Annotated in this window: 22 protein-coding genes; 6 read left to right on the top strand and 16 right to left on the bottom strand. The window is 44.9% G+C overall.

Features of this window, described 5'->3' with window-relative positions; translation table 11 throughout:
* The first annotated feature begins 167 nt into the window (after window positions 1-167).
* Window positions 168-782 (top strand): DUF4230 domain-containing protein, encoded by a 615-nt coding sequence (locus tag ACT6R0_RS08070; RefSeq protein ID WP_444652795.1) that lies wholly within the window; start codon window positions 168-170, stop codon window positions 780-782.
* A gap of 117 nt (window positions 783-899) precedes the next feature.
* On the opposite strand, the gene ACT6R0_RS08065 is transcribed toward ACT6R0_RS08070, so the two are convergent.
* The 7 genes from ACT6R0_RS08065 to ACT6R0_RS08035 all read right to left on the bottom strand — a co-directional run bounded on the left by ACT6R0_RS08065 (window position 900) and on the right by ACT6R0_RS08035 (window position 8,126).
* On the bottom strand, window positions 900-2,660 hold the full coding sequence (locus ACT6R0_RS08065; RefSeq protein ID WP_444652797.1) for an aromatic amino acid hydroxylase: 1,761 nt from the start codon (window positions 2,658-2,660) through the stop codon (window positions 900-902).
* 233 nt (window positions 2,661-2,893) lie between these two features.
* The gene (locus tag ACT6R0_RS08060; protein ID WP_444653184.1) at window positions 2,894-2,956 is read right to left on the bottom strand and encodes a hypothetical protein; all 63 of its coding nucleotides are present in this window, start codon (window positions 2,954-2,956) and stop codon (window positions 2,894-2,896) included.
* The gene (locus ACT6R0_RS08055; protein ID WP_444652799.1) at window positions 2,944-4,404 is read right to left on the bottom strand and encodes a T9SS type A sorting domain-containing protein; all 1,461 of its coding nucleotides are present in this window, start codon (window positions 4,402-4,404) and stop codon (window positions 2,944-2,946) included. Before ACT6R0_RS08055 ends, ACT6R0_RS08060 begins: the two co-directional genes overlap by 13 nt.
* Window positions 4,382-5,173 carry a leucine-rich repeat domain-containing protein gene (locus tag ACT6R0_RS08050; protein WP_444652800.1) on the bottom strand — a complete coding sequence of 264 codons (792 nt, stop codon included), beginning with the start codon at window positions 5,171-5,173 and terminating at the stop codon, window positions 4,382-4,384. The genes ACT6R0_RS08055 and ACT6R0_RS08050 overlap by 23 nt, the downstream gene beginning before the upstream one ends.
* Window positions 5,174-5,273: 100 nt before the next feature.
* Window positions 5,274-5,828: a DUF4136 domain-containing protein gene (locus tag ACT6R0_RS08045; protein ID WP_444652802.1), complete on the bottom strand. Its 555-nt coding sequence runs from the start codon at window positions 5,826-5,828 to the stop codon at window positions 5,274-5,276.
* A gap of 68 nt (window positions 5,829-5,896) precedes the next feature.
* A complete protein-coding gene (locus ACT6R0_RS08040; protein ID WP_444652803.1) occupies window positions 5,897-7,882 on the bottom strand; it encodes a urocanate hydratase in 1,986 nt (661 codons plus the stop codon).
* A gap of 67 nt (window positions 7,883-7,949) precedes the next feature.
* The gene (locus ACT6R0_RS08035) at window positions 7,950-8,126 is read right to left on the bottom strand and encodes a DUF5522 domain-containing protein (RefSeq protein ID WP_444652805.1); all 177 of its coding nucleotides are present in this window, start codon (window positions 8,124-8,126) and stop codon (window positions 7,950-7,952) included.
* Window positions 8,127-8,242: 116 nt separating this feature from the next.
* On the opposite strand from ACT6R0_RS08035, the gene ACT6R0_RS08030 reads away from it, so the two are divergent.
* The 3 genes from ACT6R0_RS08030 (at window position 8,243) to ACT6R0_RS08020 (ending at window position 10,338) form a co-directional block, all read left to right on the top strand.
* The gene (locus ACT6R0_RS08030; RefSeq protein WP_444652807.1) at window positions 8,243-8,578 is read left to right on the top strand and encodes a hypothetical protein; all 336 of its coding nucleotides are present in this window, start codon (window positions 8,243-8,245) and stop codon (window positions 8,576-8,578) included.
* Between the two features lie 63 nt (window positions 8,579-8,641).
* Window positions 8,642-9,121, top strand: coding sequence for a DUF1761 domain-containing protein (locus tag ACT6R0_RS08025; protein WP_444652808.1), 480 nt, complete (start codon window positions 8,642-8,644; stop codon window positions 9,119-9,121).
* A 74-nt stretch (window positions 9,122-9,195) separates the two neighbouring features.
* Entirely contained in the window at window positions 9,196-10,338 is a 1,143-nt protein-coding gene (locus ACT6R0_RS08020) for a GNAT family N-acetyltransferase (RefSeq protein WP_444652810.1), read from the top strand.
* A 98-nt stretch (window positions 10,339-10,436) separates the two neighbouring features.
* Here ACT6R0_RS08020 and ACT6R0_RS08015 read toward each other — a convergent pair whose 3' ends face one another.
* Window positions 10,437-11,291 carry a diacylglycerol/lipid kinase family protein gene (locus ACT6R0_RS08015; protein WP_444652812.1) on the bottom strand — a complete coding sequence of 285 codons (855 nt, stop codon included), beginning with the start codon at window positions 11,289-11,291 and terminating at the stop codon, window positions 10,437-10,439.
* Window positions 11,292-11,380: 89 nt separating this feature from the next.
* Between ACT6R0_RS08015 and ACT6R0_RS08010 the strand changes: the two genes are divergently transcribed.
* Window positions 11,381-12,349: an App1 family protein gene (locus ACT6R0_RS08010; protein WP_444652813.1), complete on the top strand. Its 969-nt coding sequence runs from the start codon at window positions 11,381-11,383 to the stop codon at window positions 12,347-12,349.
* Window positions 12,350-12,454: 105 nt separating this feature from the next.
* Window positions 12,455-12,772: a hypothetical protein gene (locus tag ACT6R0_RS08005; RefSeq protein ID WP_444652815.1), complete on the top strand. Its 318-nt coding sequence runs from the start codon at window positions 12,455-12,457 to the stop codon at window positions 12,770-12,772.
* A gap of 34 nt (window positions 12,773-12,806) precedes the next feature.
* On the opposite strand, the gene ACT6R0_RS08000 is transcribed toward ACT6R0_RS08005, so the two are convergent.
* The 8 genes from ACT6R0_RS08000 to topA form a co-directional block, all read right to left on the bottom strand.
* Window positions 12,807-14,720: an ABC-F family ATP-binding cassette domain-containing protein gene (locus ACT6R0_RS08000; RefSeq protein WP_444652816.1), complete on the bottom strand. Its 1,914-nt coding sequence runs from the start codon at window positions 14,718-14,720 to the stop codon at window positions 12,807-12,809.
* A gap of 44 nt (window positions 14,721-14,764) precedes the next feature.
* Window positions 14,765-15,802 carry an NAD(P)/FAD-dependent oxidoreductase gene (locus tag ACT6R0_RS07995; RefSeq protein WP_444652817.1) on the bottom strand — a complete coding sequence of 346 codons (1,038 nt, stop codon included), beginning with the start codon at window positions 15,800-15,802 and terminating at the stop codon, window positions 14,765-14,767.
* A 63-nt stretch (window positions 15,803-15,865) separates the two neighbouring features.
* Complete coding sequence (gene porN, locus ACT6R0_RS07990) at window positions 15,866-16,774, bottom strand: type IX secretion system ring protein PorN/GldN (RefSeq protein ID WP_444652818.1); 909 nt, start codon at window positions 16,772-16,774, stop codon at window positions 15,866-15,868.
* 36 nt (window positions 16,775-16,810) lie between these two features.
* Window positions 16,811-18,349 (bottom strand): type IX secretion system motor protein PorM/GldM, encoded by a 1,539-nt coding sequence (gene porM / locus ACT6R0_RS07985; protein WP_444652820.1) that lies wholly within the window; start codon window positions 18,347-18,349, stop codon window positions 16,811-16,813.
* Between the two features lie 54 nt (window positions 18,350-18,403).
* Window positions 18,404-19,039: a type IX secretion system motor protein PorL/GldL gene (porL, locus tag ACT6R0_RS07980; protein WP_444653186.1), complete on the bottom strand. Its 636-nt coding sequence runs from the start codon at window positions 19,037-19,039 to the stop codon at window positions 18,404-18,406.
* A 62-nt stretch (window positions 19,040-19,101) separates the two neighbouring features.
* Entirely contained in the window at window positions 19,102-20,493 is a 1,392-nt protein-coding gene (gene porK, locus ACT6R0_RS07975; protein ID WP_444652821.1) for a type IX secretion system lipoprotein PorK/GldK, read from the bottom strand.
* Between the two features lie 149 nt (window positions 20,494-20,642).
* Window positions 20,643-21,794: a formimidoylglutamase gene (locus ACT6R0_RS07970; protein WP_444652823.1), complete on the bottom strand. Its 1,152-nt coding sequence runs from the start codon at window positions 21,792-21,794 to the stop codon at window positions 20,643-20,645.
* Window positions 21,795-21,800: 6 nt separating this feature from the next.
* Window positions 21,801-24,317 carry a type I DNA topoisomerase gene (gene topA, locus ACT6R0_RS07965; RefSeq protein WP_444652825.1) on the bottom strand — a complete coding sequence of 839 codons (2,517 nt, stop codon included), beginning with the start codon at window positions 24,315-24,317 and terminating at the stop codon, window positions 21,801-21,803.
* Between the last annotated feature and the right edge of the window lie 161 nt (window positions 24,318-24,478).

Here is a 24,478-nt window from a genome sequence, read left to right as displayed (position 1 = left end):
TAAGACCGAGGGTGGTGAAGCAGGCGAAGAGCAATATCCTTATTTGGTTTACGGTTTACGGCTTTCATTTAACCTATCTTCTGTCTTCGGTGATCATCCCTGCAGTCAACTTTAAGCTAATTATAACATCCCTGCCTTACAATTCTTACTAACTTTAAAATAAAAAGATGGTAAGGAAGGCACTTTTGGGTATCATTGCGGTTGGGGTGATCATCCTGTTGTTCAAATATTGCGGATTTAAGGATGATAGCGGCACGACCGTGATCGAGGAGAGCGCCCTGATACAGGAACAGCTTAGGAATGTCAGCAAGCTGGTAGTAACGGAAGGGCATTTCAGTGAGGTCCTTACTTACAAGAACACAAAAAAAGGGTTCCTGAACCTGTTTGATGCCGAGAAAAAAGCCATTGTAATAGTGAATGCCGAGGTAACCGTAGGTTACGACCTTAGCCAAATTAAATATGATGTTGACGAGGCAGCAAAAACGATCACTATCGTAAATATCCCCAAGGAAGAAATAAAGATAAGTCCTGAACTGAAATATTATGATGTAGAGCAGAATGGCTTCAACGAGTTTAGCGGGGATGACTACAACAAGATCAGCAAACAGGCTAAGGAAAGCATTACAAAGAAGATCGAAAGGTCATCACTGAAAAGCAATGCGCAAAACCGCCTGATAAGCGAGTTAGGAAAGATCCTCATACTGACCAATTCGATGGGATGGACACTAAAGTACAACGGACAGCAAATGGATGATCAAAAACTGAATGACGGGATTTTTTAGGTCCTTGTCATTGCGGGGAGGAACGACGAAGCTATCTTTCCTCCGGTCGTATGTCCGGCAAGGACGATCGCCGCGCTCCGTAAACTATGCTCGCAATAACAGGAATACAGGAAAAAACTAAATTGCTTTTTCTTTTTCAAATATGAGGTCGAGGCCGCCATCGATAAGGTGCGCGACTTCGGGGCGTTCCTTTTTAACAGCATCCAGGTGTGCGATCACTTCAGGCAGCAGTTCGCTATCATTAATTTTATTCAGCACCTCAGCGATCTCTAATGACAACAGCCAGTCGTTAGGGTGGCTTTCCTTTACTTTCTCAAAAGTATTGGCAATTGTGATCGTTTGCCCCTTGCCTTCCCTTATGCTTCGGATGTTTTGGTAAAGGCCTTCCAATTCTTCCCTTTCGGTTGACTTTTTAGCCTTGATCGTCTTACTCGATGGCACGTGTGTGATCAGGTCGAAGCTGCTCACATCGGCAGGGCCTGAGTAGGCCGAAACTACTTTTTTACCCACAGCCATATCATAGATGCCCCACTCCGGTTGGAAAAGCACAGTATCACCATGGGTAACGGTACAATCCTTGAAGCTGATGATGATGATCTTGCCTTGGATGTTGCGCGTCCCGGTAATGATCTCGCCGCTCACTTTTATGTCGCCTTCAAACTCAAGTGTTGCCCTCAGTCCTTCGTAAATGTCGTATGCTTTCAGGTCGCGTGGGCTCATGTCCTCAATGGCGAGGTTGATGCCCACCAGCTTGCCTATGGGGCTGCCAAACCCTTCGGAATGATAGTCGCCGCTATGGCCCACCAATTCCTTATCACGGTAGGACAAGGCCGTTTTGCCGGTAGTTTGTATGTAAACAGGTTTTCCCTCATTCTCGATCACATTGGTGAACGTCCCCGACACCTGTATGCCCGTGCTTAGCTCAACTGTACCCAGCGCTTTCGATGTAATAAGTTTCTGTACCCCTGAAAGCCCTCCGATACGCAATGCCATTTTGTTGGCGAACTCCTCGAGCACCTGGCTCAGGAACGCAAAATCGGGCGTTACATAAAGCTGAGGCTGCGGCTTGGTGATATCGAAGCCCTGGTAAGCAGCTTCGAGGTCATAAGGCAGTTTTATTACATTATCGGTCATGCACCATGCGCTTTCACCGATGGAGGAAAGCAGGCCGGCGCCGTATATTTTTGGATCTTCCACAGTACCAATGAGCCCGTACTCTACCGTCCACCAGTGCAGGTTGCGTATGAGCGCCATTTCCGATGGTTCAACCGCCTGGTTCTGTAATTCATCAACGCGTTTTTCAATAGCGTCAATTTCCTCCTGTGGTGTGCCCTCTGCTTCTTTTAATATGGAAAGCAGGCGTATCGCCTCATAGATCTCATAATCGTGCGACGACGATATGGCCTTGCAGCCAATTTCACCAAAACGCCTTAAGTACTCGGCATATTCAGGATTGGCGATAATCGGCGCATGCCCTGCCCCCTCGTGGATGATGTCCGGCGCGGGGGTATATTCGATGTGTTCCAACTGGCGGATGTCTGATGCTATAACCAATACATTGTATGCCTGGAATTCCATGAACGCGTTGGGCGGTATAAAGCCGTCCACAGCCACGGCAGCCCAGCCAATTTCACGCAGTATGCGGTTCATGCCGTACATGCTCGGGATGTTATCGATCTCGATGCCTGTCTTCTTCAATCCGTCGAGGTAGGAACTGTGCGCGACCCTGCTGAGGTAATCTACATTTTTACGCATCACGTAGCGCCACACCGCCTGGTTAATTGGTGTGTAATCGCTGTAGTCCTGCGGTTTTATGAATTGCATCAAATGCTTCGGAAGCCTGTCAATTAAAGGATTGCTCTCAATGGGTGCGCTCATAGTTTCTTCATTAGTAACTTCGTAAAATTACGAATTTCTCATCTAATACCAATAAAACATAAAGTTTATATTTAATTTTCGTTCAATGGAAACGGTTGGTTAGATAGTCAACATAAAAAAGCCGCGGCTTACGCCACGGCCCAGAACAGAAACAAAGTAATAATTTAATAACAGTAATAAACAGTCTATATAGAACTGAGAAGAATACTGTTTTAGTATCGCAGATCGTAAATTTATTTTTTAATGACCTTCTCTACCCTAATACCGGCTTTGGTCACAACTTTTACAAAATACATCCCGGCAGCACGGCCTGAAATATCAAGCGAAATGTTGCTCGTGCCTGTAGCAGCCTGCCCTGCATATCATACAGTTCAACCGATCTAATTACTGAAGCCGCTGTAATACTCACAAGACCGTTGGATGGGTTAGGGTATACTTTTACCGACGTATCTTTTTCAAATTCGCCACGACTCAATACCTCGAATACCGTTATAGCTTCATTGGTCACTATCGGCCAGTTATAATCGAAAAAAATGTCGGCCTGCTGGGTCACATCGTCATTAACCTGGAGCGTATTGAGTGTTTTTATTTTGAAAACCACATTGCCTTTACCTTGTGGCCCGAGATCGATATCATCAAAACGGAACTCTACTTTGTTACCTGTTATAGTTGCCTGCACAGGGTGCGATGCATTGATCGTCTGCAAGGTGGCCATATCGAACTGCGTAGTATCGATCACATCCTTTACCACAATGAAAGTGGCGGGAGCCGTCCCTGTATTCTCAAAGTTGATATTGTAGTGCAAGTACTCCCCTATTCTATCCGGATGGACCGAATCACCCTCAAGACAGGTAATGTCGTTAGGATCGAAAGAGCCTACAACTATCTGTTTGAGTTCAAAAACATTATCGCCCGGAGTTTCATCTGCCGCAACAGGGCTGACGGTTGCCGTAAATCCAAGCTGGTCGTCAATGTTGACAGGAGGTATTTCCATTGGTCCGTTAACATTTAACGTTACAAAGATCTCGCGCTGCTGAAAGGGTGCCAAATCGTTATAATCCCAAGTTAGCGAACCTGAAGCTGAAGCATCCTGCGGAGGATTGGCCGATACAAAGTCCAATACATCTTCCCGATACGTAAATACTACTGAGCCCGAAAGTGTCTGGTTGCCTTTATTACGGTAAACAATTTTATAATTAGCATCGAAACCCGGCTGTGCACCGAATGGTACAATTACGATATCGAGGTCGGGGTGGTCGCCGTTTGGCGTAAGGCAGAAGTTTTGGGTGGTAACGAGGCTGTCTACAGCAGTAAAGCTCACCTCGGCAGATGGAGGGTTGATAGTGAACAGGTCGTTCTCGAGATCGGGGGTAATGGTGTAAGTTCCTGCCTGGGTGAAGAAGTTGTAAAGACCAGTACTACTCATTGTTGAGCCACTCTCTGTGCCATCATTGATATTGAGTTTTATATTACTGATAACCGTACCATTCGTATCGCAGTTGCCGTCATTATCAAAAAGCAATGAACCTGTTATAACGTTGTAATCGCCGCCCGGGGTAAAGGTGCAGTAAGTACTGAATAATACATCAGAATCAGCGTAAATTTGATCATCTTCATCGATGCATATGTATTGTAAAGCTGTATTACTTTCACTAATATGAATCTCAAATGAATTCTCAATATTTCCATTTTTCAAATTTATAGATTCAAGCAATTCATTATCATCCAAATGAAGTAAAAACATTTGATCTGATTGACTTAGGTCTAGTTCTGTAATATTGCTGCCTCTGAGTTGCAGAAAACGGAAAGTTGGCAATAGTAACATCAAGAGAAGTTAATGGACAATCATTTGCCCTCAAACTTGATAGATTATTGACCTGACTAAGATCTATAGTTTCTAAAGGATTATTACTAAAATTTAAATCTCGTAATGCAGGGAGGTTTGATAGTGTCAATTCTGTCAACAAATTACTACTACAGTTTAATTGTTCTAAGTTTGGCAGATTTGAAACCTCTAAAACTTCTATTGAATTTTCAGCGCAAAAAATCCTTTTAAGACTACTCATACCGGCAACATTCAATGCATTTAAATTACATGAATAAATCGCTAGATCCTCTAAATTTGTTAGAGACCCTATTTCTACCGAAGTAAGTGGCGAATTGCTGCAATTTATTTTTTTCAGATTATTCAACCCGTTAATATCAAGTGACATAAGACTCTCTCCACCGCAATAAAATGATTCCAGATTGGTAAAACTTTGCACTCCCTGATACGAAGCAATTACATCTGAAGTAACATTTAGATGATATACATTCATAGTCTCTGACAACTGAATTTCACCATCCTCATTTACGTCAATTTTAATAAAGCTATTATCCGCATCCCTTGCAGTGTAGTTATTCGGATTAGCAGATAACAGTAAAGCCTTAAAATTCGCATCCGGAACATTCACGATCTGCGCCTGCATTATCCCTGCCACCAGCAGCGGTAACAATAGTAAAGTTTTTTTCATAGTAAAGTTGGTTTATTGGTAGATACCGAAATTTCTTAAAGGTTGCGTGCCAAAAAAAGTAGTCCGTTATATAACGGACTACTTTTTAATAAATTATGCCTTACTTTTTCTTCGGAGGGAACTGCGCAAGAATCTCTTCAACAAATTCATTAATGCGCTCCTGCTTCTTATCCTGTTTAAGCGTCAGCACTCCATCTCCAACGCCCTGCCATACCAATTCTTTCTTTGCGGCATCGATAAGATCAATGTACAGCGTACCCTGGGTGGAAGTACTTACCGAGGCATAATTACCGCCCCAGCCCCAGGGTCCGCCCCAACCCCATCCGGGACCCCAGCCGCCGCCCCAACCATAGTAACCGCCCCATCGGTTCACATCTACCTGCTTATTAGCTTTGGTAAAGATGTTCACTAAAAGGGCCGGCTTTTCGCTCTTGGTAAGGCCTTTCTTCTGAAGCTCGGCATCAATGGCGCGCATGATCCTTTTCTTATCGAGGTCGGATACTTCCAACTTGTCGATACCGTCCTTTAGAAAACCATATGTTTTGTATTGGTCAAAGTTCACGGATTCGTCATGATCTGACGAAACACGTACCGAGCTGCACGACACCGTGAGCGCGGTAATAAATAGCAACGATAGCAATTTTACTGTTTTCATAAAATAGAGAGTTAATTATTCATAGCATTTGCACCGATCTTGAGATCAACCTCTCTTATGAATACCGTTTAGAGTAAGGTATCGTCCACTTTATTCGGGAGTGTGACCTTCAGTAGCGGCTGCGCTTCCATGGCCCGTTTGATAGCGAATATCGCCTCATCATTCCTGGCCCAGCTGCGCCTCGCTATACCGTTGTTAACATCCCAGAAAAGCATTGATCCTAAGCGTCTTGATGCATCTGCAGAACCATCAAGAACCATACCAAAGCCCCCGTTGATCACCTCGCCCCAGCCCACGCCGCCGCCATTATGGATGCTCACCCATGTAGCCCCACGGAAGCTGTCGCCAATAACGTTATGTATCGCCATGTCGGCCGTAAAACGCGAGCCGTCGTAAATGTTGGAGGTCTCGCGGTACGGGGAGTCGGTACCGGACACATCGTGGTGGTCACGCCCCAGTATCACGTAGCCTATTTCGCCTTTTGCAATAGCTTCGTTAAATGCCCGAGCAATGTTAATGCGACCTTCGGCATCGGCATACAATATGCGAGCCTGCGAGCCTACAACCAGCTTATTCTCCTGTGCGCCGCGTATCCATTTTATATTGTCCTGCATCTGTTGCTTTATCTCATCAGGCGCGGTTTTGGCCATTTCTTCCAGAATGTTCGCGGCAATGACATCGGTCTTGGCCAGGTCTTCCGGCTTGCCCGAAGCACACACCCATCGGAACGGCCCAAAGCCGTAATCAAAGCACATAGGCCCCATGATATCCTGCACGTAGCTCGGATATTTGAAGTCGATGCCGTTGGCCGCCATTACATCAGCGCCGGCACGGGAAGCTTCCAACAGGAATGCATTCCCATAATCGAAGAAATACGTGCCTTTTGCCGTATGCTTATTAATAGCATCTGCCTGCCTGCGCAGCGATGCGTGTACTTTTTCCTTAAACTGCTCCGGGTTCTCAGCCATCATGGTATTGGCCTCTTCCAGAGATAACCCCACCGGGTAATACCCGCCTGCCCAAGGGTTGTGCAGTGAGGTCTGGTCACTGCCCAGATCGATATAAATATTTTGTTTATCAAATTCTTCCCACACGTCCACCACGTTTCCCTGGTAAGCAATAGATACTACTTCCTTATTGGCTTTCGCCGAACGGACACGCTTCACGAGTTCGTTGATGTCGGTCACTACTTCATCCACCCACCCCTGCGAATGGCGTGTGTGTACGGCTTTAGGGTTCACTTCGGCACATACAGTGATGCAGCCCGCGATGTTGCCTGCTTTGGGCTGCGCGCCGCTCATCCCGCCAAGGCCGGAGGTTACGAATACCTTTCCGTCCAGTCCCTCACCGTTCTTGGATATTTTGCGTCCGCCGTTCAACACCGTTATCGTCGTACCGTGCACAATGCCTTGTGGACCGATATACATATAGCTTCCCGCGGTCATTTGCCCGTATTGCGTTACACCCAGCGCGTTGAACTTCTCCCAGTCGTCCGGCTTGGAGTAGTTGGGTATCATCATTCCGTTGGTTACCACTACCCTTGGTGCTTCCCTGTGCGACGGGAACAGTCCCATTGGGTGCCCCGAATACATCACAAGCGTCTGCTCATCGGTCATTTCGCTAAGGTACTTCATAGTAAGGCGGTACTGTGCCCAGTTCGAGAACACCGCTCCGTTGCCGCCATAGGTGATCAGTTCGTGCGGGTGCTGTGCCACGGCATAGTCCAAATTATTCTGGATCATGAGCATAATGGCTTTGGCCTGCCCGCTAATGCCGGGGTACTCGCTAATAGGGCGTGCATACATTCGGTAGTCAGGACGCAGGCGGTACATATAAATGCGCCCATAGGTCTCCAGTTCGTGGCTGAATTCCTTTACGAGTTCAGCATGGTGCTGCGGCTCAAAGTAACGCAATGCATTGCGGAGCGCCAGTTTCTTCTCTTCAGCAGATAATATCTCCTTACGCTTGGGTGCGTGGTTGATGTCAGTTTCGTAAGGCTTAGGCTGTGGTAAAACGGAAGGGATGCCTTCCTGTATCTGTTCGTGGAATGTCATTTTTTTAAGTTTGCAGTCCCAGTCTTAGTCAGCAGTCCAAACTGGAAACTGCGACTGCGACTGAAAACTATTTTTTATTAGTTCCTGTTCGTTTGTCAAATCCGTAAGGGCAATGGCGGCAGCCACTCTTGCAGCAGTAGCCTCTTTTAAGGTGGAATGCCTCGGTGAATACCTTGTAACCTTCGGGGGTAAGGTAGTAATCTTCACCCTCGGTTAATTTATTTCCTAAATTTTGCCCTGTCATATGCGCAAATTTAGGAACTTTACATTTATTGTTGATCTAAATTCAAAATAAATAGAAAAAGGAAGGCGGATGACACGGATCTTGCGGACAGACGCCGATTTCTTTCATTAATGTAAATGATTATCACCTCCAAATACCTCGTCCCTAAAGGCTACGCTGCCATGGCAATATTCCCGTTCATCTTTGTGCACGACCAAAATATGAGGGATAATAAGACACTCATCAACCACGAGCGCATCCACCTCCGACAACAGGTCGAACTGCTCATACTGCCTTTTTACCTTTGGTATGTAACAGAATATCTTATCAATCGTCTACGGTACAAGGATGCAAAAAAAGCCTACCGCAATATCAGTTTTGAGCGGGAGGCATATGGCAATGAGGCAGACCTGGACTATTTGGCTAACAGGCGGCTGTGGAGCTTCTTAAAGTACTTGCATTCAGAACAATAATAATTTATGGCTTTATGATAAATTTGATACATTTGTTATAACGAACCATAAAACAAAGCGATCATGATGAATTTTCCGGCCATACTTGTGGCAACGATAGTAACCCTGCCTATAGGCTTTATCTGGTATCACAAAAGTGTATTCGGCACCGTATGGATGCGTGAAACCGGGGTTACCGAAGAAAGCGCACGCAAAGCCAACATGCTCAAGGTATTCGGGCTTACCCTAATATTTTCGTTCATGCTGGCGTTTATACTGCCAACCCTGGTTATCCACCAGATCGGAGCACTTCAGCTTACAGGCGGTGACCTCACCGAGGTAAAACCATCCTATACTGCCTTCATGGCGGACTATGCGCATAATTTCCGCACCTTTAAGCACGGTGCGCTGCATGGTTTCATGGCCGGGCTGTTCATCATACTGCCATCTATCGGGATCAATGCCCAGTTTGAAGGCAAAGGCTGGAAATACATATTGATCAACGCCGGATATTTTATCGTCTGCCTTACAATAATGGGCGGCATACTTTGCGCATGGGAATAAACATATCGTTATGTAAAAGCAACACAGCTCACGGAGGTTTCAGTATCTTTGGGGGCTTTTGTGAAATAACAACTTTGGACCAAAACTTTTCTTTTACCATTTTCAATTCCGCGGAAGCGCTCCCGGCTACATGGGATACCATAGCCGAACAGAATGCTTTCCTTTCCCGTAGCTACCTTTCGGTGCTGGAGCGATCGGCTCCGGATAACATGGAGTGCCACTTCATCGGGCTGTTTAAGGACGGTACGCTCTGCGGCATCGCCCTGGCGCAGTACATCAACCTGAGCCGTGTGAATACTTTTGTGGAAGAAAAAAGGCGTTTTTCTCTAAAAGACTATATTTTCAAACAATTTTCTTCGCATATACTTGTCATAGGCAACAATACGCTGACAGGCCAAAATGCTTACCTGCTTACCGATGCAGTTCCCGAAACGACGGCTTTATCGCTGTTGCGAAGATCACTACAGCAACTGGCGCGCGAGTACCGCAAAAAATGCGTGTACATGAATGTGCTGGCAATAAAGGATTTCAACCGCGAAGAGCTACCCGACTTTAAAGCGGCAGGTTTTAATGGGTATTACCAGTTTTGTACCCAGCCCAACATGATCTTTTCGATAAAAGAAAACTGGGGCAACATTGAAGATTACCTCGCCGACCTGAACACCAAATACCGCACACAATACAACCGTGCGCGCAAGAAGTCGGAAGGCATCGAAAAGAAAAAGCTGAGCTTAGAGGAAATTATTGAACAGCAAGACCGCATCCACGAATTGTACCTCACTGTAGCCGGGAATGCCTCGTTCAATACGTTTCATTTACCGAAGGACCATTTTGGATCTTTCAAAAGGGAACTGAAGGACGACTTTCTTTTTTACGGCTACTTCCTTAACGGGAAACTTATAGGCTTTAACACGCTTATCAAGAACGGCAGCGACATGGATACTTATTTCCTTGGCTATGATGATGCCGTCCAAAAAGAAAAGATGCTCTATCTGAACATGCTTTACGACATGGTAAGCTATGCCATAAAGAAAGGTTTTAAGCACGTGATCTTTGCGCGTTCGGCTATGGAGATAAAGAGTTCTGTAGGCGCAAAAGCCGAAGAGGTATACGGCATCATAAAGCACACCAACCCCTTATTGAATGCGTTCATGGCAAAGCTATTCCCATATTTCGACCCGAAAGTGGAATGGAAAGAGAGGAGTCCGTTCAGGTGACCTTACCGTATAAACACATTGGATGCATTTCGTAAGTGAATAGCCGATATAAATCGCAGTCACTGCATCTCTACCGGAAAACTTGCGAGAGTATAATGCTATGGAACCGCTACCTTCATTTGCCTGTGCAGGATCCTTACTTCAAGCCTTTCTTCTTCTCCGCAGTATTCGCCATCGATCTGGAAGCAAACCGGTACATTGGTCGTAATAAGTGCCTGCTGTGTAGAGATGATCTCGACATCCTCTTCACTGTCCAGCGGTATATTCCCTGCGATTATTTTCCCGATCAGGAAAACATCCATGCTTTTCAGGATAACGATCTCAAATTTGCCATCGTCCATTTTCCCTACTGGATTTATAGTCACCCCGGTACCGTAGCGCTGCGTATTGGCCATTACCACCATACGGGCTTCGGTCTCTATCGTTTTACCATTGGCCTCGATCTTAACATGAAAAGGTGGGTCAAGGTCAGTCAGAGTGCTGATCGCCTGCAGCGCATACCCCAGCTTACCGCGAATTTTACTGCCTTCATAATTACGGATGAGCTCTGCATTTACGCCAATATCGCTAAGGTGAAGGCTCTTTTTATCGTTTATGCATACCATATCCATTTCCATCACGTTGCCATGGAAAGCTATCTTCAGGGTCTCCTGAATATCGTTTGGCAGCTCCAGGTCGACCGATAAGCCGTTGGCAGAGCCCGCGGGAAGCACTCCAATGATCACATCATTGTGTTCCACTGCCTCGGCAACCATTTTTATGGTACCATCGCCGCCGGCTACGAGTATGCGTTGCGGCCTATGTTCTTTGTATAGGGAGCGGATAGCGTTCTCGTCATCCTCGCCGGTAGTTTCAAATTCTATTAGTTCCACACCCTCGTTTTGGGCAAATTCGCGTGAAGCATTTATAATTTCGGTCTTGTCATTCCCTCCTGCAATAGGATTAACGATCAATAAACATTTCTTTAGGGGATACATCCTGAATTTTTTATTAAATTTAGAAAAATGAAGCTCGTTAACTCTTATCAAATTTATAAAATTTCATGAAGCCAGTTTTAAAACTTTACCGTGGTTATGCCAATGAGCAGGAACTCATAGTTCTGGGGCATGTATTCCGGCCAAATACGGCAGGTGATTACGAATTTGAAAAGAAGCGATTTAAGAACGCGAAATCCATCATACGGATGTTCCGCATCAAGACCATCCCTAATGCTGATGTGTATCTTGAGCATCGAGGTATGAAGATACACACAAAGTCGTTTGACGATGGATATTTCAAATTCTGCATACCGTTAAAAAAAAGTGTCGAATATGGCTGGACGGATTATTATGTGAGTATTTTCCATGAGGGTGAGGAGATCCGGGAAAAAGGCAGTTACATCCACCCTTATACAGGCAATCTCGGCTTCATCTCGGATATCGACGACACGTTCCTGGTATCACATACACGTAATGCTTTCAAGAAGCTATACATCCTCTTATGGAAGAACATCAATAATCGAAAGACATATGAAGATGTGGTGGCACACTACAAAGCATTGAGTACCGCGGGACGTAACGCCATGGAAGAGACGAACGCTTTTTTCTATGTATCCAGCAGCGAATGGAACCTGTATAGCTTCATTGTCAAGTTTACCGAAAAACATGAACTGCCCAGGGCTGTACTATTACTCAAAGATATTAAGACCAGCCTGATGGATTTTTTTGTGACAGGGCGCGGCAACCACAACCATAAATTTGACAAAATTAAGCATATCCTTGAGTTTTACCCACACCTTAAGTATACCCTACTAGGGGATGACTCCCAGCACGACCCTTTTTTGTATGAAGACATCTGTAAGATGTTCCCCATTACTGTAAAGGCGGTTTACATACGCCAGACCGGGAGGCACAAAAAAGACAAAGCGGTAAAAGCTATCAAAAATATTGAGTCGATGGGTGTAGCTGTATGCTATTTTAAAGAAAGCAGTGAAGCGATCGAGCATTCTAAAAGGATAGGGCTCATCGCATGATAATTCACTTTTATACACAATCTGTTAATTTTAAGATATTATTAGATAAAATACCTTACAAAATGGTTAATTTTAATCTGCATAGATAACCTTAAAAGTAAGAATATGAAAAAAGTGATCATGATGGCTGGACTGTCGCTAATGATGTTGGCATCCTGCAAAAAGAAAGAAGAGCCTGTTCCTGTAACACCTCCACCAGTGGAAGAGCCGGCCCCGGAACCAACGCCGCAGCCACAAACAAATAACACTACTGCTACCAGCACTACGACCACAACGACCACAAAAGCTGAAGAGGAGCCTGACGGAACTTCGGTAAGCATTGGTAAAGACGGTGTAAGCATTCAAAGCAAGGATGGTGAGAAAAAGAATAATGTGATCATCACCAACCAAAAGAAGGAAGTCGAAATTAAGACTAAGAATTAACGAAAAAGTCTCCGCCACTGCGGAGACTTTTATTTTATGCCTTTTCCATTTCTTCCTGTACCGTTCCCCATTCTTCCATCAGGGCATCCAGGTCTTTCTTTTTCTTTTCGTAAGCCGAGAAGAAGGCAGGGTCGCCCATTAACTTCTCCGGATGTTCGGCAAGCGCACGGTCATCCTTTTGGATCTCCCTTTCCAGTTCCTGTACCTGGCTCTCTATTTTTGAAAGACGGTTCTGCAGGGTTTTATTCTTTTTCTGGTCTTCATAAGATACAGGCTGCTTTGGCGCTGCTTTAGGAGCCTCTTTTACAACAGGGTCTTTTTTCTCCACCTCGCGCATATTCTGCATATTGCGCTGCTCAAGGTAAAAGTTAATGTCGCCCAGGTATTCCCTTATCTTTTGGTCTTTGAATTCATAAACCGTATTGGCCATCCCCTGAAGGAAATCCCTGTCGTGCGATACGAGCAGCAGCGTACCTTCAAACTTCTGAAGGGCGGCTTTCAGTACATTCTTAGACTTGATGTCAAGGTGGTTGGTAGGTTCATCCATTACCAGTACGTTAATAGGCTGAAGCAGCAGCTTACAAAGCGCCAGCCTGTTCCTTTCACCCCCGGAAAGCACCTTAACCTTCTTTTCAACATCATCCCCCCGGAAAAGGAAAGCGCCCAGCATGTCGCGCACTTTCATGCGGTTGGTGTCGGTAGCGGCATTTTCCATGGTCTCAAGCAGGGTGATCTCGCCATTGAGGTATTCGGCCTGGTTTTGCGCAAAGTAACCCAACTGTACGTTATGACCCAACTTTATGTTCCCGGTATAATCTATGTCCTTGGTGATGGCTTTTATCAGAGTCGATTTGCCCTGTCCATTCTGGCCTACGAATGCAATTTTGCTACCTCGTTCCACCAAAAGGTCAATATCCTTTAAAATAGTTTTCTCACCGTATTTTTTTGTAACGTGTTCGGCTTCGACCACCACACGCCCGGGAGTTTGCGAAACAGGGAACGATATGCTCATTACCGAATTATCATCTTCATCCACCTCTATTCGCTCTACCTTATCCAGCTTTTTGATGAGCGATTGTGCCATCGAAGCTTTGGATGCCTTAGCCCTGAACTTTTCGATAAGCTTTTCGGTTTGCTCGATCTTCTTCTCCTGGTTCTTTTGCGTCGCCAGCTGCTTCTCTCTTATCTCGTGTCGAAGATCAAGGTATTCGGTATATGGTTTATTGAAGTCGTATATCTTGCCCAATGAAATTTCTATAGTCCGATTGGTCACATTATCGAGGAACATTTTGTCGTGCGATACGATGATCACTACTCCCGGATAATTCCTCAGGAAGGATTCGAGCCAAATGATACTCTCGATATCGAGGTGGTTGGTAGGCTCATCGAGCAACAGCACGTCATTATTTTGGAGCAGGAGTTTTGCCAGTTCGATACGCATACGCCATCCACCCGAAAAGGTATCGGTCAGCTTATCAAAATCCTCACGTTTAAAGCCAAGCCCCAGCAATATTTTTTCAGTATCCCCTACGTAGTTGTAACCGCCTAGTATCTCATAGTGGTGACTATGGTCACTCAGGTCTTCAATTAGTTTTGAGTACGACTCACTTTCATAATCGGTACGGGTCACCAGCTGGTGATTGATGTCATCTATTTTCTTCTCCGCAGCCTTAATTTCCTCGAATGCCTGATAAGCTTCATCAAGTACTGTGCGGCCTTTGACAAAGTCAATATCCTGCCTTAGGAAACCCAGTTTCACTTCTTTTTCGGTCGCGATAACACCAGAATCAGGCGCGATGTCTCCTGAGAGTATCTTCAGCATAGTCGACTTACCCGCCCCGTTCTTACCCACAAGGCCTACCCTGTCGCCGGCGCCGAGCCTGAAAGTTACTTCTTCAAACAAATAGGTCCCGCCAAAGGACACCGATAAATTATGTATGTTCAGCATTATGTGTCTGCAATTTTGCGCAAAGGTAGCATTTACAAACCGTATTACATAAACCGCACCAGATTTACTTCCTTACGGACAGGATCGCCGGAAACAATAGAGTCGAATAACTCCCTTGCCATGGGTGGGCCGAGCATTACCCCACGAGTACCTAAACCGTTTAGCAGGTGTACATTCTTATGATCTGGATGTGTTCCAATCAGGGGCTTGCGGTCTTTGGTCGTTGGGCGAATGCCTGCGAGTTGATGTACAACCTTATAATCGCAGGTAATGATCTCCTCAAGCCTGGCAGCGAGTTCGGCACGTGCAGCATCGGTGGGTGTATTGGTTTTGTCTTCCCATTCGTAGGTCGCACCAACTTTAAACAGACTATTACCTAATGGAAGGATAAACACATCCGCTTTGATAATGGCATCCAGTTCAAGGTCTGGCGCTTCAATAACCAACATCTCACCCTTCGTGCCGTTTAATGGCAGATCTTTAAACAACGGATTCTTCTTTATTCCAAATCCTTCGGCAAAAACAATATTTGAAGCCTGTAAGCCCTTGTATTCAATATGACCCTCATGGATCACAAGAGAATGATGATCAAACTTCTCCTCTACTAAACTATCATGTTCCCGAAGAAAGTTATGGTAGCCTGTAACCAGTGCCGCCGTATCCAGATAGCCTGTATGCAATACTTCGCCAAAACCGCACGGGGAAGGAATGCACGGATAGTTTTTGTGGATGATATTTAAGGACAGGAATTGATCAAGACCCGGCTTATCTGCTGCAGCAAACCAATTGTTCTGTTCCTCAACAGAAGCAAATTTCCTGTATATCGGCATTTGAATGTCAAACCTGATGTTCAGTCGTTCTTCAATGGCTTTATAAAATGGTCTGATGAATGCCATGTGCGATACTGCATCCTGTGGCATGTTCAGCCGTTTCAGGATAACAGGATTATACAGCCCGCCGGCTACTAATGATGAATTTTGAGAGTCATCAGAAATAATCGTAAAGGTCTTCCCTTCGCGAAAAGCCGTTTCTGCAAAGCTGATCCCGGCCAGCCCACCACCTACAATGATAAGATCTTTCATGGGGTAAAAATAAAAAACTCTTACCACAAGGGTAAGAGTTTTTGTTATTTTAGAACAATGAAATTAGTAATTCCACATGTCCTGCTCAAAGTTACGGATCTTATCTTTGATACGTTCCGCTTCAAGCAGCTGCATTTGTGAATTATCTTTCAAATAGTCCTGTATAAGCCTATCGCCGTAAACGTTCTCCTCTTTAGTCATAACGCCGCTAAAGCGCCTTGAGTTTAAAAGGTGGTCGAACGTAATTGGCATGGCAGAATTCTTTTCATTAAAGGCTTTGGCTTTGTGAAGCTCGTTCCTTGCCGCCGGGAAGAATACCCAAAAAATATTGATGTATGTCTTCTCTGCCTCGTTCATTGTGTAAACATCCGGAACGATAGGAGAAATACCAAGCATCCTGTATTTCAATTCACCCTGACGCTTATCAAAGTACCATAAGCCTACAACATCATACCCGGCAACGTGACTGGCATCAATGTCAGTCCTGTTGATATATTCCGGCGATATGGTCTTTTTACCAGACCTGTATGCTGCAAGATCAGTGTTCATTTCTTCAATACCTGCGTCGGTTGTATCGATCTTTGTCAGGGAAGCCTCAATATCCTTAAGTGTTTTCTTAGTTGTAAAGTAGCTGTCATCATACACTTCGGTAATTCTACCATCACGTATAGCGCTCGACAGAACGTGGTAAAGGGGCTGTCTGTCAGGACCAAGATTACCTTCTATAGGAAAGTACATCGGGAAATTAACCCTCTGATCAATATCAATGCGTTCCCATACTTTCCTGGCCAGCAATACATCCCTGTCACCCACGTAGCCGTAAGGAAGCGGATTATCATTATCCAGTGAATCCTGTTGCGCGGTCTTCTTACCTATCTCTCCAGGAGTCTTTGCATTCAAAAGGTTTGATTGCGCATACACTCCCCCGGATACGAGGCTGAAGAAAACCAGCATTGAAAAAATCCTTTTCATGTGTCTATACTTTTGTATGTTAAAATAATTAAGCTATTACTGAACTTCGAACGTACACGTTGAAACTCTTTTCGGCGCCTGGTCGATACCAGTGAATTTAGCTTTGATATCAGAAATAACTACGATATCACCCTTACCTGCTTTAGCGATCGCCGCTTTAGCCCTTGAATCCATTTTGTTACCCTGAACAACGATCGTTGGCTGTCCCGGAACCCTAAGGTTAAATTGTGTAACGTTAACTGTTACAGGGAAATCAAAATCTTCCATGATAGCAGATACAGTTACAACTTCAAGGTTTGACTTAGAGCCTTTAGCGTTTACCTCGCCCCTTACGAGACCGGTAGGGTTAGGAAGACCTTTGATACGGAATGCTCTCCTATCACTAACAGATGATCCGTCAGGAAGCTTACCGGTAACACTTACAACAACTTCAGTTCCTGAACCAGGTGTAAGCATATACTGACCAGCTTTTCCAGCAGCCCTCATACCCGGAGCAGAAGCAGAAACTTTATCAGAACCGATACCTGCGAATGATACTGAGATCGGGTTATCAACACCACGGTAAACAACATTCATCTTGTCAGCAGAGATAGTAGCTGAGTTCGGCTTAGGAACTACAACATAAGTACCTTCAAATGCCAATGGAACATTCTTACCATCTTCAAGGAAGTTGAATTTACCTTTAATGTTCTGCTCACCTACACCACCTGCGGTCATTTCAATTTTTGCCTGGCCTGTAGCCGGGTCAATTTTACCCGGGCCTTCGAAAGATACAGGTTTAGTATCTTCGTCATACCTTCCAAGAACTACCTTACCGGTAACTTTTTCACCCTGGAAATATGCATTTTTGTCTAATACAACGATAGCCTGGTATTTGTTCATCGATGTAGCATCGATAGCCGCCTTACCAAGAGCAAGGTTGTAAACGTTAGCTTCCATTACCTTAACGTTGTTCTGCATGGCAGAAAGCTTCGTTAAAGATGCGATCGAAGGGAAACCTTTATAGTGGTAATCAAGATATTTCTTTTTTACGCCTTCACCGTCAGTGATATCAGCAGTAGCGAATTTGTTATCAAGTTCCCTAACAATAGCTTTGTATTTCACATCGTTACCTACAGCAGCTTTGATATCAGATTTGTATTTTTCGATAGCGGCAACAAATTCCTTACCTCTTGGCGAATAGCCGTCTCCTTCGAACCAGCCTTCGTCGATCTTGTCTCCTTTGTCCATAGCCTCATATGGAAGCTTACCGTTCTCGTCCCTTTCAATATCCTTTGTTATATCACCTTTAAGTGTCTCGATATAAGCAACGAATTTTTCAGAGATCACTTTTACTTTATCCGATATTACTTTAGCCGGAGCGAATGAAGCGCTTTCAGAAGCCTTTTGCTTAATAACTTCGTATAATTGATCGTTAGTTTTCTTAGCCTCTACGTTAGAAGACTCAAACTGCTCGTTCATAAGGCCGAAGGCCGATAGTACCTCTTTTGACATGTTCAATGCCAACATCGCGATGAAAACCAGGTACATGAGGTTGATCATCTTCTGCCTTGGGGTTAATTTTCCTCCTGCCATTTCTAATTAGTTTGTTTTTCTTTTAGTTAAATAAAATTAATTGCTAATTAGAGATTAGCCCCTGTTGCCCATAGCAGAAAGCATACCGCCGTAAACATTGTTCAAAGAAGCGATGTTCTGTGTCATAGCACCCATCTGCTCTTTTAGCTTAACTGCGTTGTCAGCGATCTCCTTGTTAGCTTCAGCATTACGTGAAGCGCTTTCAAGCTGAACCCTGTACAGGCTGTTCAATGACTCCATTTGCGCGGCAGCCTGAGACATTTCTTCGCTGTATTTTTTCTGTGAAGCAATTGAATCAACTGTTGGAGAGATACCTTTAGCAGCAGATTCGAAATTCTTGATGCTGTTACCAAGGCTTTCCATAAGCGCACCGTCAATTTTAGCTTCTTTCAATAAGTTGTCAAGTTTCTGAGAAAGTAGTCCCTGAGCCTCTTTCGGATCTTCTTTCTTCAACTCTTTTTTCTTGGCTTCGCCACCTGCAAGCTCAGGATACACTAGAGACCAGTCAAGTTCTTTTTCAACAGGGTCAAAAGCAGAAAGACCAAAGATAAGGGCTTCAACACCAAGACCTACGATTAGCATTATACTAGCCCCCGGCCAGTGCATAAGCTTAAATAGAGCTCCGATGATAACAACTGCCGCTCCCATACCGTAGGCAAAATTCATAACTTTTTTAGGTAGTGCCATAATAAAAATAATTTTTAGTTTTTAGTTAAGTTAAATTTAAATATTCAAAAGACAATGTTGGTTACTTATTGATTTGCGGTACTTTCTGTACCCATATAATCCTGGCAAGTCCTGAAGCCTATGTAGCTCCTTGCCGAGTCGGCATATTCCCAATCCCTCGTACTTACCTGAAGGAAGTAACCTACATCCTTCCATGAACCACCGCGAATTACCTTACGGTTATTGGTCTGGTCAGGAACGTTAGGGTTCATTGTAGAAACATATTCGTAAGACGCTGCATCATAAGATGAATCAGTCCACTCAGAAACGTTACCGGCCATGTTATAAAGATTAAAATCATTCGGATCAAATGAATGAGCCTCTACAGTATAAAGAGCACCATCCGCCGCGTAGTCACCCCTGTTCGGCTTAAAGTTAGCAAGGAAACAACCTGTGTCATTTTTAGCGTAAGGACCACCCCAAGGGAATGTTGCAGACTCGAGGCCACCCCTTGCGGCATATTCCCATTCAGCTTCAGTAGGCAAACGGAACTTGTTCACGAACTGCCTTCCTTTTTGTTTTTGGTAAGCATTTTTATTAAGGTGCCTCCATGCACAGAAAGCCTTTGCTTTTTTCCATGAAATACCAACTACCGGATACTCACCGTATGCATCGTGCCAAAAATAGTCGTTATGCATTGGCTCGTTATAAGAATATGCAAAATCCTTTATCCATGCCGTTGTATCAGGATAGATAGCTATCGGCTCAGACTTGATGTACTGCCTCCTTTTTTCCCTTGAATTTACTGAAGTCGATCTGTCGTTCGCAGCTTTTTCGATATCCATCCACTTATAGCGGAACACAAGCTTAGAAACGTCAATAGTCCTCACACCATTATACGATTCAGACTCAGGAAGATACATTGAGTCCATAACTTCTACATAATCAGCATCCGGATACTTGTACGGATCACTAATAAGTTTCGGCTTACGGTTCAGCCTCCTGCCGGCGTAAAGGTCGTCAGGATTATTAGGGTCCGGGAGATCCCAATAATTTTCCTTCATATATGTTTCGTAAGGAGTAAGCTCTTCTCCTTCGTCAGCACCTTTAAATGCATATTCACCAATACCGCCGCTTCCCGGTGTAGCACCCATCTCATCCGCCTGGATAGCAAGCCTGGTCCTGATAGTTGAATCTTTTACCCACTCTACGAACTGTCGGTACTCGCTGTTCGTGATCTCCGTTTCGTCCATGTAAAAAGAACGTACAGTTACAGTCTTGGTAGGAGCATCCTGCACGTTAGCCAAGTCATCGTCCGACTTACCCATAATGAAAGCGCCACCCGGAACCAAAGTCATACCATAAGGCTTTTCAGGCCTCCACTTTTTTCCTTTAACACCTACCAGTTCCCCCCGGTCACTGGAACCACAGCTGATTAAAAATGATAAAGTTGCTGTTAATGCAATGAACTTCTTCATAGATTTGGGTTGTTTTTGTAATTCTATTTTTAAGGGCGTAAACCTATTTATTTATTTTCAAAAAAACAATTTTTTTAATAAAAAAACCGCGTCAAAAAGCAAACATTTGAATTCTTAGCGATAAACGTTCGTATTTTATAACAAAAACGTTAAATTATGTTTTTTCTTTGAGCTTTCCATAATCTTTCAGGAAACTCGTTGTTACATGCACTAATATAATCCTCGTAGCTACATGGTAATAACGTATTCCTTTTTAATTTATTATCAACTCCCGATATATAAGGGACATCGATCCACCATCTTTCGGTCTTGTCGCTCTTGTAGAACACGAGCTCTTCACCTTCCATCGGCACTATATATTTAAGGTATTGCTCCTTACTCCCGAACGGATATTCGTTCGAACGGTAATGCATCCCTTCAACAAAGTACCAAATAACCTGTGCTATCAGGGCTGCCTCCTGCTTTGTGTCCTCATGGTTGAAAATACCAAAGGCACTTACCTTATCGCTGATCCCTGCGTAGCGCGCTAAAGTACAAATTTCTTTGCCATCAAAACCATTTGGTATAAATTTAACAATATTTCCGGAATCGGCCGACTTAACTGCTGTCATGTCAACACACACCATGTCTGCATCTCTAAAGACCGGCTCAGCGACCGAAGGGTCCTTACTTATCTCCCCCAATCGATAAGCATCAAAATACAGCTTTTCGATCAGGTCGATCTCTTCCTGAGAGTTATAATACGTTTGGTAGCCTATATTGCTGTAGTTAAAAAGGTTATTCGGCTCATCTACGATCACCCTTGTAAGATATGACCTTGCCGACATTGCCTCATCTTCCTTCCCAAAGTCGAACCTGCTGTCGATCGCCACCATATTCACCATCTGTTCCAGTTTGTCGTAGGCACGGTACATGCCGTAAGCGAGATCCTGCGAACCCCCGATGACTATAGGTATCACTTTATCCTTTAACAGGATCTCCACGATGCTTTTCATCGCAAAATAGGTATCCTGTGGAGTCTCACCCGAAGGTATGTCACCAAGGTCGATAATCGCTTTATGCCAGTTACCCGGGAACAGGCTGTACAATTCCTTCCTGATATAATTTAGGTGTACATGGTCCTTTTTATCGTTCATGCCCCTGTTGTCCGGCACCCCAATAATGGCGATAGCGGCATTCTCCGTTTCCGGAAAAACCTCTTCTGTATGCAACACGATCTTCCTGCCCAGCGATTGCGCCGGCAGCTCGTTCACGAACTCAATCAGTGTACTGTCTAAAGGCTCTAAATATTCAAAAGGCATGGCGGGTTATTTCTTTGTTGCGGTTGTCTTTTTTGCAGGGGCTTTTTTTGCGGCTGGTTTTTTAGCAGCTGTTTTCTTTGCAGGGGCTTTGGCCTCTATCATTGCCTTTACCTGGTCAAGTGTCAGTGCGGCCGCATCAACATCCTTACCCAGTTCGATCTTGGTCTTCCCTTTCAGGATAACGGAACGGCCCCAGCGTGCCTTTTCTACTTTTATCCCCTCTGCCTCCCAATTATGGAGCACTTTATCCTGGTCTTTCTGAAGCTTGTCTTCGATAAGGTTAACAATATCGTCCTGAGAAAGCCGGTCAAAATCGTATTTCTTATTTACGTTGATGAACATCCCGTTCCATTTGATGAACGGCCCGAAACGGCCCACGCCTTTTTGCACCGGCTGGTCTTCGTACATGCCTATCGGCGCATCGGCCTGCTCTTTTTCGCCAATAAGTTCCTGTGCCCTCTCAAAGGTAACATCTAACGGATCCTCCCCTTTCGGCAGCGAAATGAAGGTTTTGCCAAAGCGCACGTAGGGACCGAAACGCCCGTTGTTCACTTCAACTTCTTCTCCTTTATAAGTTCCCAAAGCCTTAGGCAGCATGAACAGCGCCAGGGCCTGGTCTATTGTAATAGTGGTGATGTTCTGGTCAGGCATGAGGCTCGCGAACTGCTTGTTCTCATCTTCCGCATCTCCTATCTGTGCCATGGCGCCAAACCTTCCAAGGCGTACGCTTACCGGCTTGCCGGTCTTAGGGTCGGTACCCAATATCCTCTCACCCGACTCCCTTTCGGCATTCTTTTCTACGTCTTGTACCGTCGGATGGAAATGCCCGTAGAAATCACCCATCATCTTGGTCCAGTCCTCATTGCCCGAAGCGATCTCGTCAAAGTCCTGCTCTACCTTAGCGGTAAAGTTATAATCAAGTATTGTCTCAAAATGGTTTACAAGGAAGTCGTTCACGATGATACCGATGTCTGTCGGTACCAGTTTTCCTTTGTCCGAGCCGTAGTTCTCAGTGAGCTCCTGGCTGGACACCTGTGCACCTTTCAGCACCATTTGCGTGTATTTACGCTCCTGCCCTTCAAAGCTTCCCTTCTCTACATAATTCCTGTTGATGATGGTAGAAATGGTAGGCGCATAAGTTGACGGGCGTCCGATACCCAGCTCTTCCAGTTTTTTCACCAGCGCTGCTTCCGTGTAACGGGCCGGCGGGCGGGAAAAACGCTCGGTAGCGGTTATGTAGTTGTTCGTCAGCTTTTCATTTACCTTAAGCGCAGGCAGCATCCCCTCCTGTTCCGAATCCTCATCGTCATTGCCTTCAAGGTATACTTTCAGGAAGCCTTCGAACAAGAGCACCTCGCCTGATGCGGTAAATAGCTCCTTATGGTTATTTGCTTCAATTTTCACGTTAGTACGCTCCAGTTCGGCATCGCTCATTTGGGAGGCAAGCGTACGCTTCCATATCAGGTCATATAATCTCGCCTGGTCACGATCGATGTTCACGCTATGGCGCGACATATCGGTCGGGCGGATGGCTTCGTGCGCCTCCTGTGCCCCTTTGCTTTTTGTAGCATAGGTACGCGGCTTACTGAACTCTTTGCCATACGACCTGGTGATCTCATCCTGCGCTGCCGTCATGGCTTCCTGCGAAAGGTTCACGCTGTCCGTCCTCATATAAGTGATAAGCCCCGCTTCATACAGGCGCTGCGCCAGCATCATGGTCACACCTACCGGAAAGTAAAGTTTCCTCGATGCCTCCTGTTGAAGTGTTGATGTGGTGAATGGCGCTGCGGGCGATTTTTTTGCCGGTTTCGTTTCAAGGTCCGACACCTTATATATAGTACCAATATTTTTATTCAAAAAATCCTGGGCTTCCTGCCTGGTCGAAAAGTTCTTTGGGAGCTTTGCTTTTAATGATCTTCCGGCTTCGTTCACGAATTCGGCGGTAACACTATATGTGCCTTCCGAATTGAAATTCTGTATCTCACGCTCACGCTCTACGATAAGGCGCACGGAAACCGACTGCACCCTTCCCGCAGAAAGTCCGCTTTTTACTTTCTTCCAAAGTACTGGCGAAAGCTCATACCCTACCAGCCTGTCAAGTACACGGCGTGCCTGTTGGGCATTTACAAGGTCGTAGTTGATCCCCCTCGGGTTCTCTATCGCCTTTAGTATCGCAGTCTTGGTGATCTCGTGGAAAACGATGCGTTTGGTCTTGGCTTTATCCAGTTTCAGCTCTTCCGCCAAGTGCCAGGCGATCGCCTCACCCTCGCGGTCCTCATCGGAAGCCAGCCAAACCATTTCGGCGGTTTTAGAAAGGTCTTTGAGCTTTTTAACCAATGCCTTTTTATCAGAAGACACTTCATAGCGCGGCTTGAACCCGTTGTTCACATCTACCCCTATCTCCTTACTGGGAAGGTCGGCAATGTGCCCGTAACTCGACTCTACCTGAAAGTCTTTCCCTAAAAATTTTTCTATGGTCTTTGCCTTTGCAGGCGACTCAACGATCACTAAATTCTTTGCCATTCCATGTTTCTTTGGGGGCAAAAGTATGCGAATTTTTTAAATAGAAGCTTTTTTAAGAAATTTAAAAATGATTTTATGATATTGCATAAGAGGTTTTACGGTACCAATTGCACTGATGTCTAATTATCGTAAGCGCGGATAATATTCGCTGCGTACCTGAG

Source organism: Flavobacterium sp. (assembly GCF_052437795.1).
In the GTDB taxonomy this organism is placed as follows: Bacteria; Bacteroidota; Bacteroidia; order Flavobacteriales; family Flavobacteriaceae; genus Flavobacterium.
Note: the sequence above shows the minus strand (reverse complement) of the source record. Positions and strands in the feature narration are given on the sequence as shown.